The organism is Myxococcus xanthus (assembly GCF_013116825.1).
GTDB classification, from domain to species: Bacteria; Myxococcota; Myxococcia; order Myxococcales; family Myxococcaceae; genus Myxococcus; species Myxococcus xanthus_B.
Window position 1 is genome coordinate 1 of record NZ_JABFNS010000294.1, and the last position, 809, is coordinate 809.

The 809-nt window shown below is 65.3% G+C and carries 1 protein-coding gene; it reads left to right on the plus strand.

The features are described 5' to 3' along the window. Window positions 1-494: 494 nt before the first annotated feature. Window positions 495-809: hypothetical protein (locus HNV26_RS37370; RefSeq protein WP_216613093.1), on the plus strand; the 315-nt coding region annotated here is incomplete at its 3' end.

Consider the following 809-nt stretch of genomic DNA (forward strand, 5'->3'; position numbering starts at 1 on the left):
CTACCGGCCCAACCCGACCTTGCGAGGTCCCCTCCACCTCCTCGTCGAGGTCGACGGCATCCGAGCGGCGGGCGTGCGATAGCGTCTGCCCCGGCTCACTGACCAAAAGCGACGGGCTTCGCCATGTTGCACGTATGTCGCAGGAACGTGCGGAATGGGCTGGACCAGGACGGGACGGGACGCGGCGGGATACCGACGCCTAAGCACTCCGGGCGGTTACGAGGTAAGGGCGCGATTCTGCTAAACCAACGATCGTAATTCTCGAACGGCCTCAGGGTGTGCGCCTGAGGTCGACTCGTCGCAAGGATGGACTGGCGGAGCGCTGGGCATTGCGAGCGGAGAGGTAGGCATGCACCCGAACCATGAGCCGGTCTATGGTGCGGCCATCCGCGTCCGTTTAACGTGATGAAGAAAAGCGGAGCAGTATCAGTGACTTGAGTGCAGTCGAGCAGGCAGGTCCGCCGAAACGGCGTGGCCAGGAACACTCTTCCGGCATGAGGAAGAGCACTCCGAGGACGAAGGTGGCTGAGGGACTGCGCGCGCTGGTGTCGGCCGAAGACATTCTGGAGGCGGCGCGGCGGTTGGGCGCGTTGCAGCGCCAGCGCAAGGTGGACCTGGTGGCGTTGGTGGAGTCCACCGTGGCTGCGGTGACGCCGCTGCCCGGCACGCAGACGACGGCCTTCGCCAACTACATCGCGCTCACCGGACAGAGGCTGTCACCCAGCGCCTTCTTCGAGCGATTCAACCACGCCTTCGGGCAGTTGATGCGAGAGGTGGCCAGTCGGGCCGTGCAGGCCGTGCGAGAGGCA